Source organism: uncultured Sanguibacteroides sp., from assembly GCF_900543425.1.
Lineage (GTDB): Bacteria > Bacteroidota > Bacteroidia > Bacteroidales > Marinifilaceae > Gabonibacter.
In genome coordinates this window covers 87,155-111,416 of the sequence record NZ_UQRQ01000001.1, presented here as the reverse complement: position 1 = coordinate 111,416, position 24,262 = coordinate 87,155, and the positions used below count along the sequence as shown (strand labels likewise).

General features: G+C 38.0%; 15 protein-coding genes and 1 pseudogene. 5 read left to right on the top strand and 11 right to left on the bottom strand.

What is annotated here, in order from left to right; translation table 11 throughout:
* Positions 1-33: 33 nt before the first annotated feature.
* The 4 genes from QZR76_RS00420 to QZR76_RS00405 form a co-directional block, all read right to left on the bottom strand.
* Positions 34-870, bottom strand: a complete 837-nt coding sequence (locus QZR76_RS00420; RefSeq protein WP_294139412.1) for a helix-turn-helix domain-containing protein — start codon at positions 868-870, stop codon at positions 34-36.
* A gap of 278 nt (positions 871-1,148) precedes the next feature.
* Complete coding sequence (locus tag QZR76_RS00415; protein WP_294139411.1) at positions 1,149-1,904, bottom strand: DUF5131 family protein; 756 nt, start codon at positions 1,902-1,904, stop codon at positions 1,149-1,151.
* A gap of 8 nt (positions 1,905-1,912) precedes the next feature.
* Positions 1,913-3,094 carry a pentapeptide repeat-containing protein gene (locus QZR76_RS00410; protein WP_294139410.1) on the bottom strand — a complete coding sequence of 394 codons (1,182 nt, stop codon included), beginning with the start codon at positions 3,092-3,094 and terminating at the stop codon, positions 1,913-1,915.
* Positions 3,091-3,354 (bottom strand): hypothetical protein, encoded by a 264-nt coding sequence (locus tag QZR76_RS00405; protein WP_294139409.1) that lies wholly within the window; start codon positions 3,352-3,354, stop codon positions 3,091-3,093. Before QZR76_RS00405 ends, QZR76_RS00410 begins: the two co-directional genes overlap by 4 nt.
* 104 nt (positions 3,355-3,458) lie before the next feature.
* Here QZR76_RS00405 and QZR76_RS00400 point away from each other — a divergent pair.
* A pseudogene (locus tag QZR76_RS00400) lies at positions 3,459-3,533 on the top strand (transcriptional regulator); the annotation flags it as partial.
* Positions 3,534-3,798: 265 nt separating this feature from the next.
* On the opposite strand, the gene mnmE reads toward QZR76_RS00400, so the two are convergent.
* From mnmE to QZR76_RS00385, 3 genes are all read right to left on the bottom strand, one after another.
* Complete coding sequence (gene mnmE / locus QZR76_RS00395; RefSeq protein ID WP_294139408.1) at positions 3,799-5,193, bottom strand: tRNA uridine-5-carboxymethylaminomethyl(34) synthesis GTPase MnmE; 1,395 nt, start codon at positions 5,191-5,193, stop codon at positions 3,799-3,801.
* A gap of 143 nt (positions 5,194-5,336) precedes the next feature.
* Positions 5,337-8,798: a hypothetical protein gene (locus tag QZR76_RS00390; RefSeq protein WP_294139407.1), complete on the bottom strand. Its 3,462-nt coding sequence runs from the start codon at positions 8,796-8,798 to the stop codon at positions 5,337-5,339.
* Between the two features lie 44 nt (positions 8,799-8,842).
* A complete protein-coding gene (locus tag QZR76_RS00385) occupies positions 8,843-12,262 on the bottom strand; it encodes a hypothetical protein (protein ID WP_294139406.1) in 3,420 nt (1,139 codons plus the stop codon).
* Positions 12,263-12,821: 559 nt separating this feature from the next.
* Between QZR76_RS00385 and QZR76_RS00380 the strand changes: the two genes are divergently transcribed.
* Together QZR76_RS00380 and QZR76_RS00375 are read left to right on the top strand one after the other, a co-directional pair.
* Entirely contained in the window at positions 12,822-13,298 is a 477-nt protein-coding gene (locus QZR76_RS00380) for a hypothetical protein (RefSeq protein WP_294139405.1), read from the top strand.
* Between the two features lie 137 nt (positions 13,299-13,435).
* Positions 13,436-13,849, top strand: coding sequence for a hypothetical protein (locus tag QZR76_RS00375; protein ID WP_294139404.1), 414 nt, complete (start codon positions 13,436-13,438; stop codon positions 13,847-13,849).
* A gap of 108 nt (positions 13,850-13,957) precedes the next feature.
* Here the strand turns inward: QZR76_RS00375 and QZR76_RS00370 are convergent, their stop codons facing one another.
* A complete protein-coding gene (locus QZR76_RS00370; RefSeq protein ID WP_294139402.1) occupies positions 13,958-17,389 on the bottom strand; it encodes a hypothetical protein in 3,432 nt (1,143 codons plus the stop codon).
* A gap of 196 nt (positions 17,390-17,585) precedes the next feature.
* Between QZR76_RS00370 and QZR76_RS00365 the strand changes: the two genes are divergently transcribed.
* Both QZR76_RS00365 and QZR76_RS00360 read left to right on the top strand, forming a co-directional pair.
* Positions 17,586-18,059: a hypothetical protein gene (locus tag QZR76_RS00365; RefSeq protein WP_294139400.1), complete on the top strand. Its 474-nt coding sequence runs from the start codon at positions 17,586-17,588 to the stop codon at positions 18,057-18,059.
* Between the two features lie 42 nt (positions 18,060-18,101).
* Positions 18,102-18,644: a hypothetical protein gene (locus tag QZR76_RS00360; protein WP_294139398.1), complete on the top strand. Its 543-nt coding sequence runs from the start codon at positions 18,102-18,104 to the stop codon at positions 18,642-18,644.
* Positions 18,645-18,853: 209 nt separating this feature from the next.
* On the opposite strand, the gene QZR76_RS00355 is transcribed toward QZR76_RS00360, so the two are convergent.
* The 3 genes from QZR76_RS00355 to QZR76_RS00345 all read right to left on the bottom strand — a co-directional run bounded on the left by QZR76_RS00355 (position 18,854) and on the right by QZR76_RS00345 (position 24,241).
* Positions 18,854-22,288: a hypothetical protein gene (locus tag QZR76_RS00355; RefSeq protein WP_294139394.1), complete on the bottom strand. Its 3,435-nt coding sequence runs from the start codon at positions 22,286-22,288 to the stop codon at positions 18,854-18,856.
* Positions 22,289-22,522: 234 nt separating this feature from the next.
* Positions 22,523-23,752, bottom strand: coding sequence for a glycerophosphodiester phosphodiesterase (locus QZR76_RS00350; protein WP_294139393.1), 1,230 nt, complete (start codon positions 23,750-23,752; stop codon positions 22,523-22,525).
* Between the two features lie 144 nt (positions 23,753-23,896).
* A complete protein-coding gene (locus QZR76_RS00345; protein WP_294139391.1) occupies positions 23,897-24,241 on the bottom strand; it encodes a sigma-70 family RNA polymerase sigma factor in 345 nt (114 codons plus the stop codon).
* Between the last annotated feature and the right edge of the window lie 21 nt (positions 24,242-24,262).

Sequence of the window (24,262 nt, the reverse complement as noted above, 5' to 3'; positions counted from 1 at the left end):
CTTTTTATGCTATATCATGTGTCTATTTCAGATTTATCGTATAACATGGATAGTACGTCGATATTCCGACGGGGACATACCCGTATACTGGCGAAAAAAACGACTTAACGAAGACTGATTGGAAAACCCGGTCTTTCCGACCACATCTTTTATATTGAGATCTGGATTCCTAAGTAACATCTTTATTTCAACGACAACATGATCCGCAATCACTTTATAAGGAGACTGACCGTTCATCTCCTGAACAACTTTGGCCAGATACACGGGAGATATGCACAACTTATCGGCATAAAAAGTAATCTCCCGGTGCATGTTATAATGTTCGGAAACCAACATGGCAAATTTAAAAGCAATGCTCTCTTTATTAGAGTTCAATGAAGGATTCTTTTTATTACTTGTTTTCTTTTGAAAATAGACATAAAAATCCCAATAATAAATCCGTAGTAAATGTAGAATCGTTTCCCGGCAAAAAATAGGATCGTCATGATTCCCCCTGAAATCAAGTACGCGGCAGAAACCAAGAAACCTATGAGCCTCTCTCCCGCTTAAACGATACAGGAAATTCTTCCGCATATAGAAGAAAAAATCCGGGGTTATCTTACCCAAACCACTCATAATATCCAAAAACATAACTTTATCGACTTTAAAAAAAGTCATGGAAAAGTCATCGCTAACCTCGTGAATCGATACCAATTGCAAAGGCAAAACGATTACAAGATCGTCTTTGGATATGTGCCGACGAACAGAGAAAACCTCTATGACAGCCGTACCCGCCGTACATATTCCATTAAACCCCTCCTTCAAATACGTCTCATGTTCATTCGCTGGAAGAGATGAAATATCGGTATATATATGGAAAGTATCACTCATTCAATTATTTGCCCTTTTGTAATTTAGTAAACATCGCAAATGTACAATATCCATATGTTAAAAACGGGTTTTATGATCGGGATTGAATGCAAATGATAAATTTCAGTATCAAAATCGAAGAATCGTCCCAACATCCCCCCTGCAATATCAAGACCTGAAAAACAATTATGAAACCAGAAGTATAAATAAAGTAGTCAATTTAGAATTGACGAAACCAATAATACATAGAAACTATTCTCTCCACAAACTATACTGGAAAGAATAATTGCAACAAAACTTTATAATATCGGTTTATAATCCTTACCGATTCTATAATTTATATTTGCCTTATAGGCTTGGGCAATCTGGTATCCACGTTTTATACGATAGAGTTTTCCATCTTTAAGCAATTTTGCCCCGGTTTGATGAAACCGAAAAGGCACATCTTTATTCATACATTGCTCGCGTAAATCCAATATCCAGTCATAATCGCATACACGAGCTTGAACTCCCGATTCTCCGCTAACAGAAACCTCCTCGACAGTATTATCAAGATACGACGACAGTTCTATTCGTTCCAACAAAGGCGCAACAATAATCGCCTTATGTTTTATGGAAAGAGCCTTAAATATCGGTAGACGATAATCTGCCATGGCCTGATTTTCAACGGTGCATCCCACGATCACATTGTCATATCCGTCCCCCCAATCCTCAGGTATACACGCGGAAAATCGATCGATACGCTTGGTAAAGAAAAAGAAAACCAAATCGGAACGCTCCCGAATCATTGCCCATGCCTCCGCACGCCACTCGTCAGCATCTTCAAGAAAAAAGTCAGAAGTAAAACAGGTAAAAACAACTGTCCCCGGAGTTATCTTATAGCTTTTATCCCGTTTACATTTTAACGGCAGATTGAAATCAGTATTTTTATGTACCTTACTACTATCTACTTCAGTCCCGTACATTTCGTCCTGGCGATAAACGTAACAATACTTACATCCGGGACTGATCTTCGCACAACCGTGCCATGGATTCCAATTCGCGTATTTTATCATTCGATAAACTAAAATTTACTGAGCCAATAGATAAATTGAGTATTTTGATCTATTTCCCTGCAATCTATTTTGGAAGAAATGGTTGCCACAAAACATTCGCTAAGATTAGTGTCAAAAGCACCAGTATTTATATCGTCGTCTTTTACGAGTAAAATAGGGATTCCTTTCATAAGTCCCATTCCAATTTCTATATCATTCCAAGGAGTCGGTAACCATTTGTTTTTCCATAATTCACAATCTTTCAGACCAGGTCGATACAATGCTTCCATTACATTAATCTGTTTTAATCCGAATACAATCATTGCTGATGACTTCTGAACAGATTGACGGACTTTATTGAATTGACCGAATTTGGAATATTCTCCTTTTTCATAAGGAAAAACCTCTACCCCCTTACTCTTAAGAAGTTTCTCGTATTCTTTGATAAGTATTGCATCTTCATTGCTTAAAGAACTTGGTACACTAAAAAACACACTTTTGGAAGAGTCTGCCGCCTTCATCACGAATGGTTTCGAATCAGAATATATTCCATCAACAAGGAATTGCCTGATCTCATCAGGAATATTTACAGCCTCATTGAAATCCGCCTGATACAGAATCACATTCTTAAAAAAAGCATTCGTCAAATCCGCCCCGCGAAAATTCGCTTTTGTAAAATTCGATTCTTTTATCCGACAACCGGATAAAATAGCATTGTAAAAGACTGCTTCTTCACCATCTATATTCTCTAATAATGAAAATGATAAATCGGCTAAATACATATCGGTCCTGTTCAGAACGATCCGGAATTCCTTATTACCCAAGTATAAATCTTGCATATTCGTTTTTTGCAAATCGATTTTACTCAGATCCTTCGCGTAAGCTAAACCATCCCCTAACGTTTTCTGCAAAATACCAGATGGCAATGTCCTTAATAAGGCAGATATCACGTTGATTACTTCTTCATGGAAATAGGATGAATTTTTTGTTTTAACATTAAGAAACCGCCGTAAAAGAATAGCAGCCGATAATTGAGAAGATAAATTATTTGAAGACAATTGAGATACGGTAGCGTTAAATTCGTCTTTATATTCTTTCTCCTTCTCTCTATTATTTCGTATATCAAAAAATTTAAAAATAAACATAATGACAGCCGCCAATATGGTTGCAGCAATCACAATACCCTCCAAATGATCAATTATATCTATCATAAATTATTAAACATTATTGATACAAAGATAGAAAACAAAACGTTATAAAAAGCAAAAAGAGAGAAATAGGCCACGACTAAAACCAATTCACGCTTTACTGGCAACAAAGCAGGCTCAATGGTCTTACTGAGTACCGGAAGAATCTCTTTTTTGATTATATCCTCTTTTAACTCATTAGCCTTTTTAGCAAGGTTTTCATTTACAGAAAGTCCACATATTATAGCCATTTGGAAAACGCCATTATTAAACAAGTATTTCATTAAAAATCTATTTCTATCTCTGATCCATTAATTCTTTAGCCATTCTCTTTTGCATCAGCATACGATGGAACTATAATTGCTACTATATTCCAAAATGCGGTATCAAAGAAGACAAATTGGGAAAAGCCTTGCAGGATTTGAATTTGAAGATAAGAGAACGTACCTCAAAAAAGGAGTAGGCGATGAAAAAACTGTATGTATATGCTGATTTTGACTGGTTGAAGGAGGTAGAACTCATTGGCGAGTTGGGCTTAGTCAACTAATGCGTCACTGTGACATTCGGGCTAACCGTAAATTTGTGTCGCGGTAGAAATATGATGGAAAAATATGGATAAAAACCGTTACTTCCAAATACGGACTGGAAAGTATTAAAATACAAAAGTTACTGAAATACAGAGACTTTATTCTAAATAATTATAGTTGGTTACAGCTGTTTCTAAACCATCATTTACCGATGCAGAAATTTTTAAAGATATTACCCAAAACCTCATCGGTAGTGATTTCACCGGTGATTTCACCGAGGTAGTGGAGGCATTCCCGGATGTCTTGGGAAACAAATTCACCGCTGAGAGAGGAGTCCAGAGCAGTGATAACACGACGGATAGCCTCGAGGGCATGTGAAAGAGCCTCGTAATGACGGACATTGCTGACAATAACATTACCCGCAGAAAGAGCTTCCGTATTAACGGAGGAGGTTAACCACCGAACAAGAGCCTCCATATTATAACCCGTCTTGGCTGAAACAGGAAGAATCGGTTCTCCGGAAATCTGAATTTCGATCTCTTCCTTAATGGCATCCAACACCTCCGTCTGATCCACTTTATTCAATAAGATCAGCAATTTAGCGTCAGGAGACAAGCGTCCTTTTACCTGTCGGTAATAAGGAATAAACTGATCGCTACTCCGGTTTACATCTTGCAAAAGTAAAACGACTTTCGCCTGGGAAATTTTAGCAAAAGTACGCTCTATACCAAGGTTTTCAACCGTATCGAAAGTACAACGTATCCCTGCCGTGTCGATAAATCGGAACAGGATTCCGTTCAAGCTGATTGTATCTTCTATTACGTCGCGGGTCGTACCTTCTATATCCGAAACGATAGCCCGATCCTCCTTCAATAAGGCATTCAATAGGGTACTTTTCCCAACATTGGTGTTTCCCACAATCGCCACGGGAAGTCCGTTTTTAATGACATTACCGAGTGAAAAGGAGTTACACAACCCGGAAATCATATCCCGGATTTTTACGGCAATAACACGAAGTTCCGTGCGGTTAGCAAACTCAACATCTTCTTCCGAGAAATCAAGCTCTAACTCTAAAAGAGAAGTGATATGGAGCAGTTCTGCGCGTAATTTTATCAACTCCTTTGAAAACCCGCCCCGCATCTGATTCAATGCCATTTTATGAGCAGCAGCCGAAGAGGAGGCAATCAGATCGGCCACGGCCTCAGCCTGTGACAAATCCATTTTTCCATTCAGGAAAGCCCTCCGCGTAAATTCACCGGGATGAGCCAAACGAGCTCCACGGGAAACAAGCAACTGTAATATTCGCTGTTGAATATACACGGAGCCGTGACAGGATATCTCTATCGAATCTTCACCGGTAAACGAGTGAGGAGCATGAAAAACAGAGAGCAGCACCTCATCCACCAACTCCTCTCCCTCCACGATACGCCCGAAGTGCACGGTATTAGGCCGGACCTCCGTTAATTTTTTTCCGGAAGGAGACTGAAACAAGCGATCGCATAAAGCGATACACCCCTCTCCCGATACTCGTAAAACCGCAATGGCACCTGTTCCCGGAGCCGTTGCGATAGCACATATTACGCTCTTATCTGTCATAACCTCTCTTTTCCGCAAAGATACGCTTTTTCACGGGAAGAGAAAAAACGGAGGTATAGTTTCCGGTTTTCAATTCAAAAAACATATATGAATTCGGTGATTGAGAGATTCTGAGATTAAGTCATTGCAATAAAATCATTATATCACTCAATTACTTTATCCCCTTTCCCCTCATCCCAAACCCATTTTACCGCATCGGCGTATATTACCTGATTGTCCGTACTCCCCTTATCATTAAGCACAATAGAGGATTCCCCGGAAGGAAAATAGAACCGTCCCAGGGATAACCATCCCCTCCCGGCATAAGGTATCTCCATTTCGACTTCGGACTCTTTGTCATCGTGACGGACAGTATAATATTGCTTTACGGGTTCTGCCTTTCCCGTTCCTGTAGACATGGAAACAGCTATAAAAACAGCACCATCCCCTTTGTATTGCTGCTGGATCAACGGCATATTATCAGGAATATAGGCAAATACTTCATAATACCCGGCTTTCTCCACCCGGGTCGACCATTCAGCCTTACCATTCCCATCCCCGCTCTTCTTTATCCAACCGCTACGTACATATCCCCCGTATAGATCCGAATGAGTGATAAGCATCCATTTATTGGTAGCCGTATAATTATTATATCTGATTTCAGAGGTATCGGTTTCTTTAAACCATTTACGTATTGAATTATCGGAAGAAGACTCCAGTATCCGGAATCCTTTCGAATCATTATCTACAATCAATTCTCCCGTCTCCGGCATAAAGCTGGAAACATCTATCCTTTTTTCCTCCTCGGATGATTCTTTCGTTTTTTGCCGATAATTCCGAGGAATAGTTATTATAGCTGGAATATTTCTGGAAATATTCGTATTCAACGAGGCCGACATGAGATTTCCTTCACACACGAGAACAATCTCTTTAGCCTCCTTGGATTTAACTAATATATTTTTACTCTTATTGTTGTCATTCGTTTGATCGGGACTCATTACAGCCATTCCTCCCACGTTTTTCAATTGAGAGGGCATAACGGCACAATTAAGGGTAACGACTCCGTCCACATCACTAACGTTATAAACACTTGCCCGAATACGATAACGCTTATGGCGAGGATCCTTATCTTTTGTTTCGATCTCTTCAATAAGACAATCCTGAATCAAAAACGCAGGGATCCGATCCGTCGTATACCATTCAGGTAATATTTCCAGCCAATCTACCTTAAAATGTTTTACAAATTCCCGGTTAAAGTCGGAAAAATCCATTTGCCGATATTTATGTCGTTCCATATACCCATTGATAAACTGCATCAAATCGGCAGAAGACACGGCCATACCTAAGTATTGTTTTTGTAAAACTGTCGTTTTCATACTTAAAACCTGACGCAACACGTCCGAAGAGATCTCCAGATCCTCAAGAGCCTCTTTCACGCTATGATTTTCAAGATAACGAATAGCTTTCCAATACGAACTGCTATATACCGGGGTAAATTGCGTCTGCTTCGATTCCGGTTTCATCAAACCATTCAGTATTAAATTCATCACCGGATAATCAGAGGAGTATAAATAACCCGAGTAACTAAAAAACATAGGAGAAATATCAAACGGATTACCGTTTAACTTATAACCTCTTACTCCTCCTTTCTGGGGGAGACGCCTCATTAAAGGATTACCTTCTCCAAACCATCCGTATTCACCCATAAACGTATTTCGAATAAACTGTTCAACCCATAAGCGTTCCATGGCAACCCAATCCAGTACCATCCCTTTTATCGTCCGTACGTTATTAGCATAAGATTTACTGGTTCCTTTAAAATTCATACTCCAGAATCCGACACCCCGTTCCGGCAAAAAAACCATCTCCGGTTGAACTTGTTCACTTCCCCCTCTTTCATCCCGATAATAAGAAGCGAAAGAGGCCGGAGCTTCTATGACTACAAAACGATTATAGGGATACCTACGGCCCTTTAAATCTTCTGTTTTAATTTTCATATCGGATAATATCGATTTCATCGAATCCTGTACATGGCTTATATAAGCCATAAAATCATCATGTCCTTCCGTCACGTAAAGCTCAAAAGAGACCGAATCCACTAGTAGCGAATATTTTTCATACGAACCGATACACAGGGATAACCCCGGTAAAGGATACTCATTCCGAAAAACAAGTGTATCGCCGGATTGCATCGGGTTACCCTGGGACAATACCGTTTTTTCCTCCGTCCCGACAACTTTCAAAATATAAGAGGTAAAATCTTTCTGAATATCATACCTATTCGTCAGATTCACAGGAGGAATACTTACCGGATACCACAAGCATTCCGGTGTCAGAAGCGTGTAATCCGATCCGAGCATGGCATACCTTTTCCCGGAACGAAAAAGAGAAGAACCGATGGTTCTACTATCGAATACCTGATTGTCAGATAGGTCCACATAGCAAATAGACTCGTCTATCCGCCCCCCGTAATCCATAACATATCTCACACTATCTCCGCTTTCTATTTTATCGTCCAAGATTAATACCTGATGATCCCGGGAAAAAGAAACCTCTTTTCCCTCTTTTAATATCTTATCTACTTTCAATCCGGGATTCAGATACAACAACACAATACTTACTTCCCGATCATGAGGGTTTACCAATTGAATCTCCGTCGTCACTTCCATCCGATCCCCTTTTTGTTTATAAACCAAAAACTGGGCCTTCTGTGTCAACTTAGGTTGAGCCTCGTACCGATTATAACTCATACGGTACTCCTCCCGGTCATGCATAGATTTCCGACCGGAAGAAAACAGAAGAAACCAACAACATACGCCGAACAACACGAACAATGTCGCAATCATACGTTGCTTCATCTTGAGCCCCGGACGATTCGGAATTCGCTGTAAAAAGGCAATCGAATAACCGATAAAACCCATTCCCAAGAATAACCACGTCAAACGTTGCCAAATCACAAATTCCAACTCCGGATAACCCGTTATATCGGAATAGGCATTCGGAATTGTCGTTCCTAAAAAATCGTAGAGCCCCCGATGAATATTACCTAAATAAAATACGGTCAGAAAAACAAACCCGAGCACAAACAAGATTGTCAATGCTTTATTACGTACAATACTTACGACTAAAAAGGTAAATCCTAAAATAAATACCAGTGAAGGAAACAGAAACAACACCCAATATAAAGGATACAGAAAAGCATTGAAAGGGGCATCACTAAAAAAGAGGTTCACCATGACACCCAAAAGCAAAGAGACGATCGCCAATCCCATGAATATTCTAATCGTTCCCCAGGCCTTCCCGATAACATAATCCGCATTACTCATCGGACGGGCATGAATAATTTCCATCGTATCCACCTTACGGGTTTTACTTAAAAGTTCGCCCGCCAGGAAGACAACGGTTATCGACAATACAATACCGAAAAGATAAATATTCATATAGGGGACATAGGAAGATAAGGCGATCTGATTCCACGACGTCCACCGCACCATATTTCCCTGTACCAATAACTGAAAAGAAGTAATTCCTACCAGAGAGAGAATGGCCAACATCCTAAACAACCAGGAACGTCTCAGAATTCTTGCCTCATAACAGGCTACCGTATTTATATTATAAATGTTCATATCTGATGTATAGATTAAATGTTATTCAAAATCGTATTCAATGTCTACTTTTCCCCGTCATAAACCCATTTTATCGCATCGGCATATATAATCTGGTTCGGAATACTCTCTTTATCCGTCAACACGACAGAAGCTTCTCCAACAGGATAATAAAAACGTCCCAATGATAACCATTCCCGTTGTGTCAAAGGAACTTCCAACTCGACTTCCGATTCATTTCCATCATGGCGAACAAGATAAAACTGCTTTATCGGTGTCTGTTTCTGTACCCCTATAACCATATTATTGGATACCTTCATCTGAAACAAAGACACCATACTGGGTAAATAGGCAAAAACTTCATAATATCCGGCCTTCTCTATCCATATAGACCACTCTACTTTGGAACTCCCGTTTCCACCTTCCTTTCTCCAACCACTCCGCACATGTCCCCCATAAAAACCGTCATGAACGCTAAGAGCCCACTCTTCGGCAAAAGTCGCTTTATAAAAATCTTTGTATTTTGTTGTATCGTTCGTTTTAAACCATTTGCGTAATTGATTGCCGGAAGGTGCGTTTAAAACACGAAAACTGTTCGATTCGTTATCCACGATTAACTCCCCCTCTTTTGGGAAGAAACGGGATGTATCTATATCCTTTATACCCGAAGAAGTATCTCGTGTTTCTCTGCCAGAACCATAGGGAGAAAGGGTGATAATAGAAGGGAGATTTCCGGAAATATTCGTATTCAATGAAACCTGTGCCAATTGCCCTTTACACAAGATCATAATTTCTTTAGCTTTCCCTGCTTCTACCAAAACATTTTGATTCCGGTTATACATCTCATCGTTGGTATATGCCATCACAGCCGTTCCAGCTTCCATTTTGGGTAACAAGGAATAATTAAGGGAAACCACTCCATCCACATCGCTATCATTGTATATACTTGCGTGAATGCGATAACGTCTCTTGCTATAGTCCGGCTCCTTCGTATCTCCTTCTACCGCTTCAATGAAACAATCCCTGATGATGTATGAAGGAACCCGATTGACCGTATACCATTCCGGCAACACTTTTAACCAATCAATTCCAAAATACTCGATAAAGTCTTCGTTAAAACAAGCAAACTCAACCTGTTTGTATTTATGTTCATCGAAATACCGCTCGATAAAATCATTAAATTCTTTCTGATCTATCGTCAATCCGAAATACTGTAATTGCAATATTAAAGCTTTTAAATTAACAACCTGATACAAAACATCGGAAGTAATTCCGGGATTCTCCAGAGCATCTTTTATGCTATGATCCTTCAGGTAATTCATCGCTTTTTTATAGGAAGTACTATACGTCGAGTAAAGCATTCCCTGTGCTTTTCCCCGTTTCAACAGACCGTTTAATATAATATTCATAATCGGATATTCCGAAGAATAGATATAGGTCACATAATTAGAAAACAAGGGAGAAATGTCATATTGATTCCCATTCAACGCGTAATCAAACATCGTATTGTTTAGCATAAAACGTCTTTTAAGGGGGTTCCCTTCCGTAGAACTACCGTATTCGCTCATGAATACACTCTGTACAAATTGTTTGAACGCCTGGCGTTCGCCATTCAATACCGACCCCATAGTCTTATTCACTTTTTGCATCCAAGCATACCCCTCCAAGGTTTTCTTAAAATTCATACCCCAGAATCCTACACCTCGTTCCGGTAGAAAGGCCATTTCCGGTTGTATCCGTTCGCTACCTCCCCGTTCGTTCCGATAATACGAGGCAAAAGAAGAGGGACTCTCTACAACGATAAAACGGCTATAGGGATATTTACGATTCATCTTCTCTTCCGTTTTATATTTCAGATCCGCCAAAACAGACACCATTGAATCCTGTATCTCGGTAAAACAGGACATGAAATCATCGTGTCCCTCCGTTATATAAAGCTCAAAAGAGACCGAATCCGCCGTTATCGCGTACTTTTTATAGGAACCTATACACAAAGAAATTCCCGGCAAACGGTGCTCATCCTGAAAAATCAGAGTGTCTCCCGAAGCTTCCCGAAGCCCCTGAGACAATACCGTCTTATCTCCCATCCCCACCACATTCAAACGATAGTCTGTAAAATTTTTCTGAATATCGTACACATTCTTCAAGTTTACCGGAGGTACCGATACCGGATACCAAAGACACTCCGGAGTCAATAAGGAATAATCTTTTCCCACGAATGCATATCTCTTTCCCGAACGGAAAATGGAAGAGCCTGTCGTACGGGTATCGAATATATATTTATCGTCCACATCCAAATAACATACCGATTCGTCGATTTGCCCCGCGTATTCCAAAATAAGTAGAAGAGAGTCACCGGGAGCAACTTTCTCCTTTATCTCTATCACCTGATTATCCCTTAAAAAAGACAACTCCTGACTTTCCTTTGTCAAACGTTTTACGTTCAATCCGGGATTCAAATATAATATGACAGAATTAACCTCCCTATCGTGACAATTTACAAGTTTCATAAAAGCCCGCACTTCTATTTGGTCTCCTTTTTGACAATAAGCTATCGTTTCCCTATCGAGCGTCAACTTATCACTTGAATTATACCGATCATAACTCGCCCTATATGCAGAACGAATATCTCTTTCCCGATCATTGGAAAAATACAATACACAACCGCATATAACTCCCACGAACACAAACAGAGTCGAAAAACCATGTTGTACAATCCTGCGCCCCGGCCGATTCGGAATACGTCGCAATAAAGTAACCGAATAACCGATAAACCCCATCCCAAGAAACAGCCAAACTAAACGTTGTAATAACACGGAACCCGGATTAGGGTAGCCTGTCAAATCCGAGAAAGTATTGGGTATCGTCGAACCCAAAAAATCACAAAGCCCCTGCCCTCTTTCACTCAGGTAAAAGATCGTCAAAAACACGTACCCCAATAAAAGTAATATCGTCAATGCTTTATTACGAACAATACTTGAAATCCAGAAGGTCAATCCCAAGATAAATACTAACGAGGGAAGTAAAAAAACGATCCAGTAAAAAAGATAGATAAACCCGTTAAAGGGAGCATCGCTAAGAAAAAGATTGACAATTCCTCCCAACAATAAAGATATTAAGGCCAAGCCCATAAATACCCGAACAATTCCCCAACTCTTGCCGATAACATAATCGGCATTACTCATAGACCGGGCATATATAATCTCCATCGTGTCTAACTTGCGATCTCTATTCAAAAGCTCTCCACCCAAAAATATTACAGCCACGGCCATTGCCATACCAAACAGATACAGGTTCATATAGGGAATATAGGAAGACATGGCTATCAGGTTCCATGAAGTCCAAAAAGTTAACTTTCCTTGTATCATAATTTGAAAAGCAATGACACCTACAAGAGAAACGATAGCCAATACCCTGAACAACCAAGAGCGTTTCAGGATTTTTGCCTCGTAACGAGCAACCGTGTTAATGTTAGGAAAGGTCATAATCGTGCATTATTTTTAGGATTTCACCAAAAATAACGTTTTAATTATTAATACTTTGATAAAGAAAAGTTAATATCCAAATTTATCGATGATTTTCAAAAAACATTATAAAACACTGCATTACTGTATATTATCAAAAGAATAAACACAACCATGAAAAACAAAATTGTTTAATATGTTAAATTTACAAAAACAAACCTACTATATTTCGTTCACCAACTCCTTTTAAAACATCACCATCCTTCAGATGTTTTTCTTATCTGCTCTTTTATAGCGATAGAATAATCATGCTTCTATATCCCTGAACTAAAAATAGACCCCACATCCATGATTTAACAAATTATCATACTTATGAAACTCATCTTAATACCGAATTCAAGGCCAAATATAAAAACTAAAGAAGAAAACAAAAACACAAACCCCAAATAGACAATAGCCATCAGTAATACTATCCATTTTTTTAATTAGAAATATATTATAACTTCGTGAAACTTTTTATATATCATTTATTATACTACTTTCAAAATTAACCAGCAAGAAAGATTAAAAATTAACTACTATGGATATAGAAAAACGGATACAACTTGAAAAAATCTATAAGAAGAGACGTATATTTGTAAAAATAATTATTGCGGCATTACTACTAATGGTCTTAATGATTTTTTTAAAAAAATACATTCCCAAAGAAATTCCCTTAAATTATATACTTTTAGCATTATTCTTTCTATCTCAATGCCCACTATTATTTTTAATACGAAAAATACCTCCTCTTTTATGTGATGGTCCAAGTTTCACAAAAGAAGAACATTTACTTATTTTTTACAAGAGTATCGCATATGGATGCACTTTCACAATGGTTATAATAGCATTACTATTTTTGGCTTCATCCAATTTTTCAATCGATATAGCCATTGAAACAGTTTGTTCTACAACCATTTTTTCAACCGTAATATCATCATTAGTAGCATTTCTGATATTCGACAAAAAAGAACGTAAAAAAGCAAAATTAGAAATTGAAAACAGCTCTAAAAAATAAGACTCAACATATGTACTTTACTATAACATTTAAAATTATGATCTTATGAAAACATTTATCATTAGTGCAAATTTAACTATTACAGCTATTCTAATTACAAGTAATACCATAAATCAAATTTATAAAACAGAGCTACGATGAAGAAAACAATAAAAATAATTGCAACTATAATTTTTATCGCATTTATAGGTTATACTATTACAATAGGTACTCAATCACCGGAGGAAAAAACTCAAAATACAGTAAAAAGTAAACAGATACTTCAATTACAGTTAAGTAATGATTTCAATCCCATTAAAAAAAATGAAGAAGTCATTATAACGGTAACATTCGATCCCGAGCGCGTAAAAAAAGTCAATATTCCCAATGTAGGAACAGCTACAAAAAAACAGTTAAAAAAAGGAAAATGCAGTTTTACAATCAAACCCGAGAAAACGACAAAATACATATTGGAATTTAAAGCCAAATATCATGAAAGTTTACCTATAAAAGACGATACATATCCTTTTGAAATTGTCGTTGTCGATGAAAAAGGCAATAAAATTGAGTAGAATTCAACATATTTATGATCTTATTGGAGTTGTAAAGAAACAGGGATAGCTAATTGGCTATCATTAGCTGGTTTTGTTTTTTACGGTTAAAATAATGAATAAGCTAACCTACTTTTCACACATCTTGTTATCCCCATCCAAAACCCATTTCACGGCATCCGCGTATATAATCTGGTCGTCCACGCTTCCTTTATCCGTCAAAACCACAGAAGCCTCTCCCGGAGAAAAATAGAAACGTCCCAAAGAGATCCAATTGGTATTCAATGCAATAATCTCCAATGAAATTTCTGTCTCCTTACTGTCATGTTGCACCAAGTAATTTTGTTTTATGGCATTCATAGGACTCAATGTTCTGGATGATATGACCCTCTTTTGTTGTAATTCCACGTAACTCGGTATATATGCCAAAACTTCATAATACCCCGCTTTCTCTATCTTCACCGACCATTTTGCTTTGAATTCTCCATCCCCCGATTTTTTCATCCAACCGCTCCTTACCCGTTCTCCATAAAAACCGTAATGTGTAACAAGAGTCCACGCTTTCGAAGCCAGCATCATATTGTAAGTATTATATTTATCCGTAGAGTAAACAGGCTTCTGCCATTCAGGAGAGCGATTACCGACAGGAGGCTGTAACAGACTGAAACCGTCCGATTCGTTGTCCACGATCAATTCTCCCTCTTTCGGTAGAAAATGAGATAGGTCAATATCTTTTATCCCAGGATCTATTTTACGCGTCATTCCCCCGGTTTCTTCCAATACAACAACGGTTGGCATGTTATTGGAAATAATCGTATTCAAAAAAACGGCAGAAGGTCTACCTCTCGTTACAATAACAATCTCTTTGCCCTCTTTAGCTTTTATCAAAACATTTTGTGTACAAAGAAATTTCATTTCATTTGACACGAACGAGGTTTTGTCACTCCCTCTTTTTACAACATCTATAAAAGACAACGTAACTACCCCGTCCACGTCACTTTCATTGTATACCTTCGCTTGGATACGGTAACGTCTATCATCAAAACTCTCGCCTTCTTTGTTTTCATCGATTTCTTCCACGCGAGTATCTCGAATCAGGAATGAAGGAATACGGTTTATCGTGTACCATTCAGGTAACACGCTTGACCAGCTAATCCCAAATTGTTCCGTGAATGCCTTGTCAAATAAAGAAAAATCTATCTTTTCAAATGTATGTTCTTCCCGAAATCGCTTTATAAATTCGTCTAAATCAGCTGGAGAAACAGTTAAACCAAAATAATGTTCTTTCAGACTATTAGACTTTAGTTTTATAAGCTGATATAGTATATCGGAAGTTATCCGACAATCTTTTAAAGCCTCTTGCAAACTATGGGTTTTAAGATAATTCATGGCTTGTTTATACGAACGACTAAGAGTTGACTGGCTATTAATCCGTCTCGTCCGGGTAACATCTTTTTCGCTTAGCCAACTATTCAGTACGATATCCATGATCGGGTATTCCGGGGCATACAACTGATTCACGTAATTATAAAATAACGGGAAAAGGGTAAACGGATTACCATTCAAAGTGAAATTATCGTACGAATAAGTCACAAATAGCTTTATCAACGGATTCAAGTTTCTTAAAGTAGTGTGTTCCGAAAGATCATATTCCGATGCAAAAAGGCCATCTAACAATTGCGTCAATACATTTCGCTCAATATTTTCCATATCTGCCGGGGTCATTATATTCTGAAATGCCTGTATTTTTTTCAGTTTCATATTTTTAATACCAACACCCCTTTCTGGCAAAAAAAACATTTCCGGTTGCACCCTCCCGCTACCTCCGCTTTCGATCCGAAAATAAGCGGCAAATGAAACCGGAGCCTCGACAACCATGAAACGTTCAAATGGATATTTTCTGTTCATTTGTTGTTCGACCTTACGCTTAAATTCACGTATCACCCCGGGCACCGAATCCTTTATACGGCTCAAATATTTAAAAAAATCATCATGTCCTTCCACCAAATAAAGCTCGACTAAAACGGAATCCACCATTACTCTATAACTCTTGTAATGACCGATACATAGAGAAATACCAGGTAAACCGTGCTTATTTCTAAAAATTAAGGTGTCACCCGCTTCACTTCGGTCTCCCTGCGATAAAACCGTTCTTCCGTTTTCCCCTACCACCTGCAAACCATACTTCGTGAAATTCTTTTCTATCGCGTAAAGATCGGACAAGTTCACCGGGGGAACCGACACCGGATACCAAATACATTCCGGTGTCAATAACGTGTAATTCTTTTGTAAAATAGCATATCGTTTACCGGAACGGAAAAGTTCGGAGCCGATATTCCAGGTCCCTGCCACATATTTGTCCGGAAATTCCAAATAACAGATAGACTCGTCTATTGTTCCGGCATATTCTACTTCCAAATCCAATATACCCTTTTCTTCCACCGTATCGTCAATCACGATTACCTGATTCTCACGAGAGAAATCGACTTCCTCCCCATTCTTCAATATCCGCTTAACTCGTAATCCCGGGTTCAAATAAAGAATAACCGGACTCACTTTTCCCGTACATTCGTTTTTTAAACGGAGTCGTGTCTTTACCTCTATTTTATCTCCATCCTGGCGATAAGTGATAATTTGATCGTTCAAGGTTAATTTCGGGCCCGAACTATATTTTTCATAAGTCGCCCTGTAGTTATCCCGACAAGAAACATTTTCATGTTGTCTTATAAATAAATACAATCCGCAAGCAAGGCCTATTACAACCAATAAAGTTGGTATCCCTAATTGAACAGCGCCATTCCCCGTTCGAGCAGGAATACGTTTTAGCAACACGACGGAGTAACCGATAAAACCAACACCTAAAAACAACCAAATTAAACGTTGTAATACCACACCTCCCAAATCAGGATATCCCGAGATATCCGATAAGGTAGTAGGAATACCAAATCCCCAAAAATTGAAAAGCCCCTGCTGAGGATTATTCAGGTAATACAAAGACACGAGTATAAATTCTAACATCACACAAATGACGATTGCTTTATGCGGAATAAGAGTCTCTAACAAAACAGTAAAACCGAGTATAAAAACCAACGAAGGAAATAAGAACACGACCCCGTAAAATAGGTACACTCCTCCATTAAAAGGAGCATCTGTAAAAAAAAGATGTATAATGGATCCCGACAAAAGGGACAAGAAAGATAAACCAATAAATATCAAAACTATGCTACAGACATTACCAATGAGATAATCCACTTTACTCCCACACCGAATGTAAATCATATCCTCCGTATCTATCTTTCGGTCTGCATTCAACAAATCACTAGCCAGAAATATGACAGCTAATGCTTGTACAACACCAAACAAGTATACATTAAAATAAGGAACATAGGAAGACATAGCTATCATGTTCCATGAAGTCCATTCGACCATATTGCCTTGCATCTGTATTTGAAGGCTTAAAACTCCAACGAGAGAGAGTAAAGCAAATACCCAAAATAACCAAGTACGCCATAAAGTTTTCACCTTGTAACGAGCGACAGTATTGATATTAGAAAAGTTCATATTCGTACACTATTTTTAGAGTTTCTACAAAAATAGTATTTTAATTATTAATACATTAATAAATAAAATAGATACTTAAAAATAGACATAAGTAATACTATCCATTTTTTTAATTAGAAATATATTATAACTTCGTAAAAAAATTATTTATCATTTACACTATAGCTATAAAATTTATCTATAATTATTCTCTACTATGGATATAGAAAAACGGATACAACTTGAAAAAATCTACAGGAAAAGACGTATGATCATAAAAGGAATTATTGCGGCGTTTTCATTAATATTTATATCGTCCTTTTTTAAAAATGATATACCAAAAGAAATTCCCTTGAAGTTTATATTTGTAGCATTATTTTTTATATTTCAATTTCAACTGGTATTTTTAATACGAAAAATACCTCCTCTTTTATGCGATAGTTCTAGCTTCACAGGAGAACAACACTTTCTTACTTTATATAAAAGTATCATAGTAGGATTTGTCTTTACTCTTTGTCTCACTACACTCTTTCTACTCTTATCTGACTTTCTAATCCAACTCACGATTGAATTTGTCTGTAATGCAATTATTTTTTCATCTATAATATCACCATTTGTAGCATTCTTGTTACTAGACAAAAAAGAACGTAAAAAAGCAAAATTAGAAATTGAAAACAACTCTAAAAGATAAAACTCTCCATTTACTAACAAAAAACTCTTAAACTTATATCTTATGAAAAGAAATATCAAATTTATTGTTATATTGTGTTTGACTACGATAACTGTTCTTAATGCCAACAAGGCTAATGCACAGGATCCTGCTGTTATACCAAATAATTATACAACTCAAATGCAGCCGGGTGAAATACAGAGTCATAATTTTTATGTTACCAACGCTCTTGTTGAGAAAATAGAATCAATGAACCAAGATCCAGGTATCTCTATACAATCGGAGATAGCTAGTGATAATCGTTCTTTTAGAATTACTTTCGGGGCTCTCGTCGGATATGGCACGGGACGATTGTGTTCCTTTATTTTAAAGGCTGTATTAAAAGGAGTTCCAGGAGCGGGCATCATAATTACGGTCTGCGAGATAGCAGTTGCTATAACTATAGCACACCTACTTGCTGCACACATTCATGCAGCACCTATTTTACACCTACCTATGATTGCACTAGTAACCAGTCGATCAACCATAAGCGAAGAAGAAGAATCAGATTCTTCTATACCCACGTATAGAAAAACAGACACACCAACTAATTTAGCTATAGCCTAAATCCCTAAAACCGTCTTACATCCGGTAGCAACAAGTGGAGAGTTCGCTACCGGATGATTTATTTTATTTCAATAAAATACAATTTATCACGAGAATGATGGCGCATTTTTCAGATATAAACTTCCATGGAAAAATTACAAAAACAGCTATAATATTACTACTATTTATAGATAATGTTATTGTAACTGACACACGAGTGGCAACATATTCTACTTTTCCGGCAACTCATCCTTCCCCTTAAAAACCCATTTCACGGCATCGGCATATATAATCTGGTCGTCCGCATTTCCTTTATCCGTCAAAACGACAGAAGCCTCTCCCGGCGTAAAATAGAAACGTCCCAAGGAGATCCAGCCACGATCCATGACAGGAATCTCTACCGTAGTTTTCGCTTCTTTCCCATCGTGATATACAGTATAGAATTGCTTTATCATATTCACATTTCTCATAGCCATTCCTTTACTATTCGTTATTAATCGATACAAATCCACATCATCAGGTATAAAAACCGAGAGTTCATAATATCCGGCTTTTTCTATATTCACGGACCACTCTGCTTTAAATTTCCCATCCCCGGACTTTTTCAAACAGCCGCTTCTTACCCGGTCCCCGTAAAAACCATAATGTGTAACAAGAGTCCACTTCTCAGGAACCTTCACTACAGTAAAGGCATTATATTCATTTGTCAAATCATCAGTTTTTAGCCCTTGACGCACACAATTTCCGTTTGAGATCTGTGTTATACTGAAATTATCTGATTCGTTATCCACGATCAATTCTCCTTCTTGCGGAAAAAAATAGGATACGTCGATATCTCTTACTCCTATATCCGTTTCACGCGTTTTCCCATCAACTTGTAACACGGGAATAATCGTCGGTAAGTTTTCGGAAATAATCGTATTCAAAAAAGCACTTGAAACTATACCACTCGATACGAGAACTATCTTTTTAGCTTTCTTGGCTTCAATCAAAACATTTCTCGAATAGGTAGGCATTAGGTCTTTTATTGTCGTCAATTCACTATTACTTCTTGGTTTCGGTATTTGAGCGTAAATTAATGAAACTACCCCATCCACGTCACTTTCATTGTAAACACTCGCATGAACAAGGTAACGTTTATCATAATAATTTTCAATTTCCTCTCCGCTTTCAATTTCCTTCACGTAAGCATCTCGGATCACGAACGAGGGTATACGATTCACCAAGTACCATTCAGGTAACACTTTCGACCAGCTAATTCCGAATCGTTTCGCAAATTCCCTGTCAAAATCTGAGAAATCTATTTTTTCAAATTTATGTTTTTCCCAATAGTGAGTTATGAAATCCTCAAAATCAGCAGAAGACACGAGTAAACTAAAATATTGTTCTTTCAAAGTTGCAGACTTTAATTTTATAAGCTGAAATAAAATATCGGAAGTCAGCGATGGATCTTCCAAGGCCTCTTTTAAACTGTGATGCTTAAGATAATTCATAGCTTTTTTATACGAACCGCTACGGGTCGAGAAATCATTTATCCAGTTCTCTTTACCATCTCTCTTTTCATGTAACAGATTATTCAACACCATATTCATGATCGGATATTCCGGGGAATACAAGTAATTCACGTGATCATAAAATAACGGGGTAAGAATAAATGGATTACCTTTTAGTCTACTATTAGAAAATGTACGGGCTCTCGTGAATAAACGCCCGGTTAACGGATTTGGTTCACGAAGAGCGTCATATTCAAAGATAAACAGATCATCCAACAAGCCTGTCATCAGCAATCGCTCAACATCAGCATTATCCATATTCAACGCGGCCATTACTGGCTTGTAATCTCGTATACTTTTCTTCAAGTTCATCCTCCAAAAACCAACGCCTCTTTCCGGTAAAAAAACGATCTCCGGTTGTACTTTTTCACTCCCTCCCCGTTCGTTCCGGAAATAAGCTGCAAATGAAATCGGGGCCTCGACAATCGTGAAACGTTCATAAGGGTACTTTCTATTTTGTACCTCTTCGAGTTTGTATTTAAATTCACGAATCATCTCAGGCATTGAATCTATTATATGTCTCAAATTCTCCAGAAAGTCGTCGTGTCCCTCTACCAAGCAAAGTTCCACTGAAATGGAATCCACCATCAACTTGTAACTTTTGTATGTACCGATACACAACGAAATTCCCGATAAATTATGCTTATTTTTAAACGCAAGCGTATCTCCTGATTCAACCCGATCACCTTGCGATAAAACAGTTCTCCTGTTTTCCCCGATCACCTGCAAACTATACATAGTGAAATCCTTTTCTATAGCGTAAGCACTAGACAAGTTTACCGGAGGAACTGATACCGGATACCAGATACATTCCGGAGTCAACAACGTGTAATCTTTCTCCAAAAAAGCGTATCGCTTACCGGAACGAAAAAGTTCGGACCCAATATTCCAAGTCCCTGCCACATCCTCATCCGGCAATTCCAAATAACAAATAGACTCATCTATTTTTCCGGAATACTCCACTTCCAAATCCAACATGTCGTTTTCCTTCACAGCTTCATCAACCACAATCACCTGATTTTCACGATAAAAATCAGTATCATTATTATTTATTATTATCCTGTCGACCTTCAAGCCCGGGTTTAAATAGAGGATAACAGGAGTTACCTCTTTTGCATGCTTGTTCTTTAGAGAAAGTCGTGTATTTACCTTTAACCTATCCCCTACCTGACAATAGGTAATATTTTGAGCTTTCAGGGTTAATTTTGGAATCGAACGATATTTTTCATACGTTGCCCTGTAGCGCTCCCGACAAGAAATATTTTCCTGTTGCTTTAGAAATAATGATAAACCACAAACAAAACCTATCAACACGACAAGAGTCGAGACTCCCGTTTGAACAACAGCACATCCCGGTCGATTAGGTATACGTTTCAATAAAGAGATCGAATAGCCTATAAAACTAACACCCAAAAACAACCAGCTTAAACGCTGCAACAAAACACTACATAGATCCGGAAAACCCGTGATATCCGATAGCGTGTTAGGAATTACAAAACCTAAAAAATCGAAAAGACCTAAGCGATGTTTATTTAAGCAAAAAAGAGTCAGAAAAACATACCCAAACACCAGCAATATAGTCAATGGTTTATTACGAACAAGGCTTATACTTAAAAAAGTAAGCCCGAGTAGAAATACCAGAGAAGGGAACAAGAACACTATCCAATAAAAAAAATATATTCCTATATTTAATGAAGCATCCGTAAAAAAAATATTAATAATCACACCCGATAAAAGTGACAACAAAGACAAACCCATAAAAACCTGAATTGCACCAAGAGCTTTACCGATCACGTAATCCGTATTACTCAAGGAACGGGTATATATCGTCTCTGCCATATCTATTTTTCGATCGCGATCCAACATATCACAGGCTAAAAATACAACAGGTAATACTTGAATAATGCTGTATAAGTAAACATTCAAATAAGGAACATAAGAAGACAGGGCTATCACGTTCCATGAAAACCAACGCACCATATTACCTTGCACCAATACCTGAAAAATTGAAACACCCACTAAAGAGACTAAAGCAAGTAATAGAAATGACCAAGTACGCCTTAAAATTTTCGCCTCGTAACGAGCAATAGTATTGATGTTAGAAAAGTTCATATTCGTATATTCTATTTATGAATTTGTCAAAAATAACGTTTAAATCACAAATATCACAATAAAATAAAGCTAACATTGTTAATTATATATGATTCACATAAATATTATTAAGCTATTTTTAATCTCTTTTAAGCCTTACCAACTAATCATAGAATCTCCCAATTACAAAAATCTTTTTACACAATCGTAAATGAACAACCAACTGTACCCGTCCCCGTGTGCTATAAAGTAAAGTTAATATCCTAAATTTTCAAGAACTTTTTCGGAAGACTCCAACGGCTTACTTTTCTGGTGGTTATCAAAATCCATATGTTCTTTATAAAAACGAATCGTTTCATCTGTCAAATTGGTGAAAAGACCATCCACTAAATTTCGCTCACCGACTCCTTCTAAAACATAATTATTTTCCAGGTATTTTTTCATCTGCTCTTCCGTATCGAAAGAGTAAGCATGTATTTGCATTCCCGAACTAAAAATAAGAGCGGCCATCCACGGTTTCAACAAATCATCGTACTTATTCGGTTCGCCCCCGATACTGGGCCCCATGATCACGGCACCTTGTTTTATAGCATAATCAATCCATTTCGCGTAAGTTTCGGGATCATTATTTTTCATATCATTCTCACCTAACCATAGGAGTTGACAGGTAGGAATCAGACGGGGAAAGGCTTTTCGCAGTTTCCGCAACGATTCCTGAGAAAAAGTCTGCAAAATCACCCGGGCCGGAGTATTAGCTACCCCTACTTTCCCCTCTACGGTTTCAATCGATTTCAGAGAATCCATATTGACGGTATACCATCCTAACCGCTCCAATTCGTTTCGCAAATCCTGTTCTATTCCGGGAAACAAACGGGGCTCCTTGGTCTCCGGATATATACCGGGACGATTTCCGTTATCTGCCGGATCTTTCTCGTATTGCATGACCAACTTTCCGTTCTCTTTCCGGTAGATTCGTTTTCCGGTCGAATCCCGTAATATCCTGTTTCCTTCCGCAATTTGTATCACGTCTTCCAACGTTAAGATATCCAATCCGGCAAAAGCCTTTCTCGCCCGCTCCGGATAAGCTTTATTAAACCAGCTTCCGGCGTCCAACGTCAATAACTCTTCTAACGTGAATTCGGATACCGGAGCGTTTTTCCGTTCCGGAAACTTCTCCGCCACATCCGTGGTTCGCTGCAAATTTTCATCATGCAAAGCCAATAGATACCCGTCTTTTGTCCGTTGTATATCACATTCCAAGTAATCACCTCCCATATTTCGGGCCCAGCGCATGGCAGCCTCCGTCTCCTCCGGGGCCCAATACGTCGTACCCCGGTGTGAAATAACAATATTACGCAGTAAATAAGCCAATACCTCCTTCTGCTCATCGGTTAAAGGAGTGAACCGTACCGTCGATGAAGAAGAACAGGAAACTACAGGAGTTAATAAAATAAACATAATGGACAACACTATAATTGATTTCATCTTTATTCAAACTAATCTTCAAACAAAGATATTCTATTTTTACGAATCTTACCCGCTCGAGGTTATTTCATCATACAATTTATAATTTACGACTTATAATTATTTTCATTCAATCGTAAACCTGAATCTGTAAATCACGAAACATCAACCTATACAATTGTCGATTAATAGCACTTTAACCCCGTCCCTAAGTGCTATCCATACTTTATGAATCGCCTCTGACGACTTCTTATCCCGGATATAATTTAATGCTCCGTTATAAGTGAAACGGTACATATAAGTAGTAATAGCTTTGATATCCGAAAAACAAAAAGAGAAATTCCATAATTTGATAAAACCGTTTTGAACTATATCCTCAGCAGCAACCGAATCCCCGGTAAGTTTAGCAGCATAATTACATAAAGGGGCATAATAATAACGGTACAACTCTTCCCAAGCCGCATTCTCCTTGCGATTTATCCCATGCAAAAATTGAAGATTATCGATCATTATTTTATTACTTGCAAAGCA

Coding starts and splice junctions, on each gene's coding strand:
- QZR76_RS00420 (WP_294139412.1), bottom strand. CDS start 870: ATGAGTGATACTTTCCATATATATACCGATATTTCATCTCTTCCAGCG.
- QZR76_RS00415 (WP_294139411.1), bottom strand. CDS start 1,904: ATGATAAAATACGCGAATTGGAATCCATGGCACGGTTGTGCGAAGATC.
- QZR76_RS00410 (WP_294139410.1), bottom strand. CDS start 3,094: ATGATAGATATAATTGATCATTTGGAGGGTATTGTGATTGCTGCAACC.
- QZR76_RS00405 (WP_294139409.1), bottom strand. CDS start 3,354: ATGAAATACTTGTTTAATAATGGCGTTTTCCAAATGGCTATAATATGT.
- mnmE (WP_294139408.1), bottom strand. CDS start 5,193: ATGACAGATAAGAGCGTAATATGTGCTATCGCAACGGCTCCGGGAACA.
- QZR76_RS00390 (WP_294139407.1), bottom strand. CDS start 8,798: ATGAACATTTATAATATAAATACGGTAGCCTGTTATGAGGCAAGAATT.
- QZR76_RS00385 (WP_294139406.1), bottom strand. CDS start 12,262: ATGACCTTTCCTAACATTAACACGGTTGCTCGTTACGAGGCAAAAATC.
- QZR76_RS00380 (WP_294139405.1), top strand. CDS start 12,822: ATGGATATAGAAAAACGGATACAACTTGAAAAAATCTATAAGAAGAGA.
- QZR76_RS00375 (WP_294139404.1), top strand. CDS start 13,436: ATGAAGAAAACAATAAAAATAATTGCAACTATAATTTTTATCGCATTT.
- QZR76_RS00370 (WP_294139402.1), bottom strand. CDS start 17,389: ATGAACTTTTCTAATATCAATACTGTCGCTCGTTACAAGGTGAAAACT.
- QZR76_RS00365 (WP_294139400.1), top strand. CDS start 17,586: ATGGATATAGAAAAACGGATACAACTTGAAAAAATCTACAGGAAAAGA.
- QZR76_RS00360 (WP_294139398.1), top strand. CDS start 18,102: ATGAAAAGAAATATCAAATTTATTGTTATATTGTGTTTGACTACGATA.
- QZR76_RS00355 (WP_294139394.1), bottom strand. CDS start 22,288: ATGAACTTTTCTAACATCAATACTATTGCTCGTTACGAGGCGAAAATT.
- QZR76_RS00350 (WP_294139393.1), bottom strand. CDS start 23,752: ATGAAATCAATTATAGTGTTGTCCATTATGTTTATTTTATTAACTCCT.
- QZR76_RS00345 (WP_294139391.1), bottom strand. CDS start 24,241: ATGATCGATAATCTTCAATTTTTGCATGGGATAAATCGCAAGGAGAAT.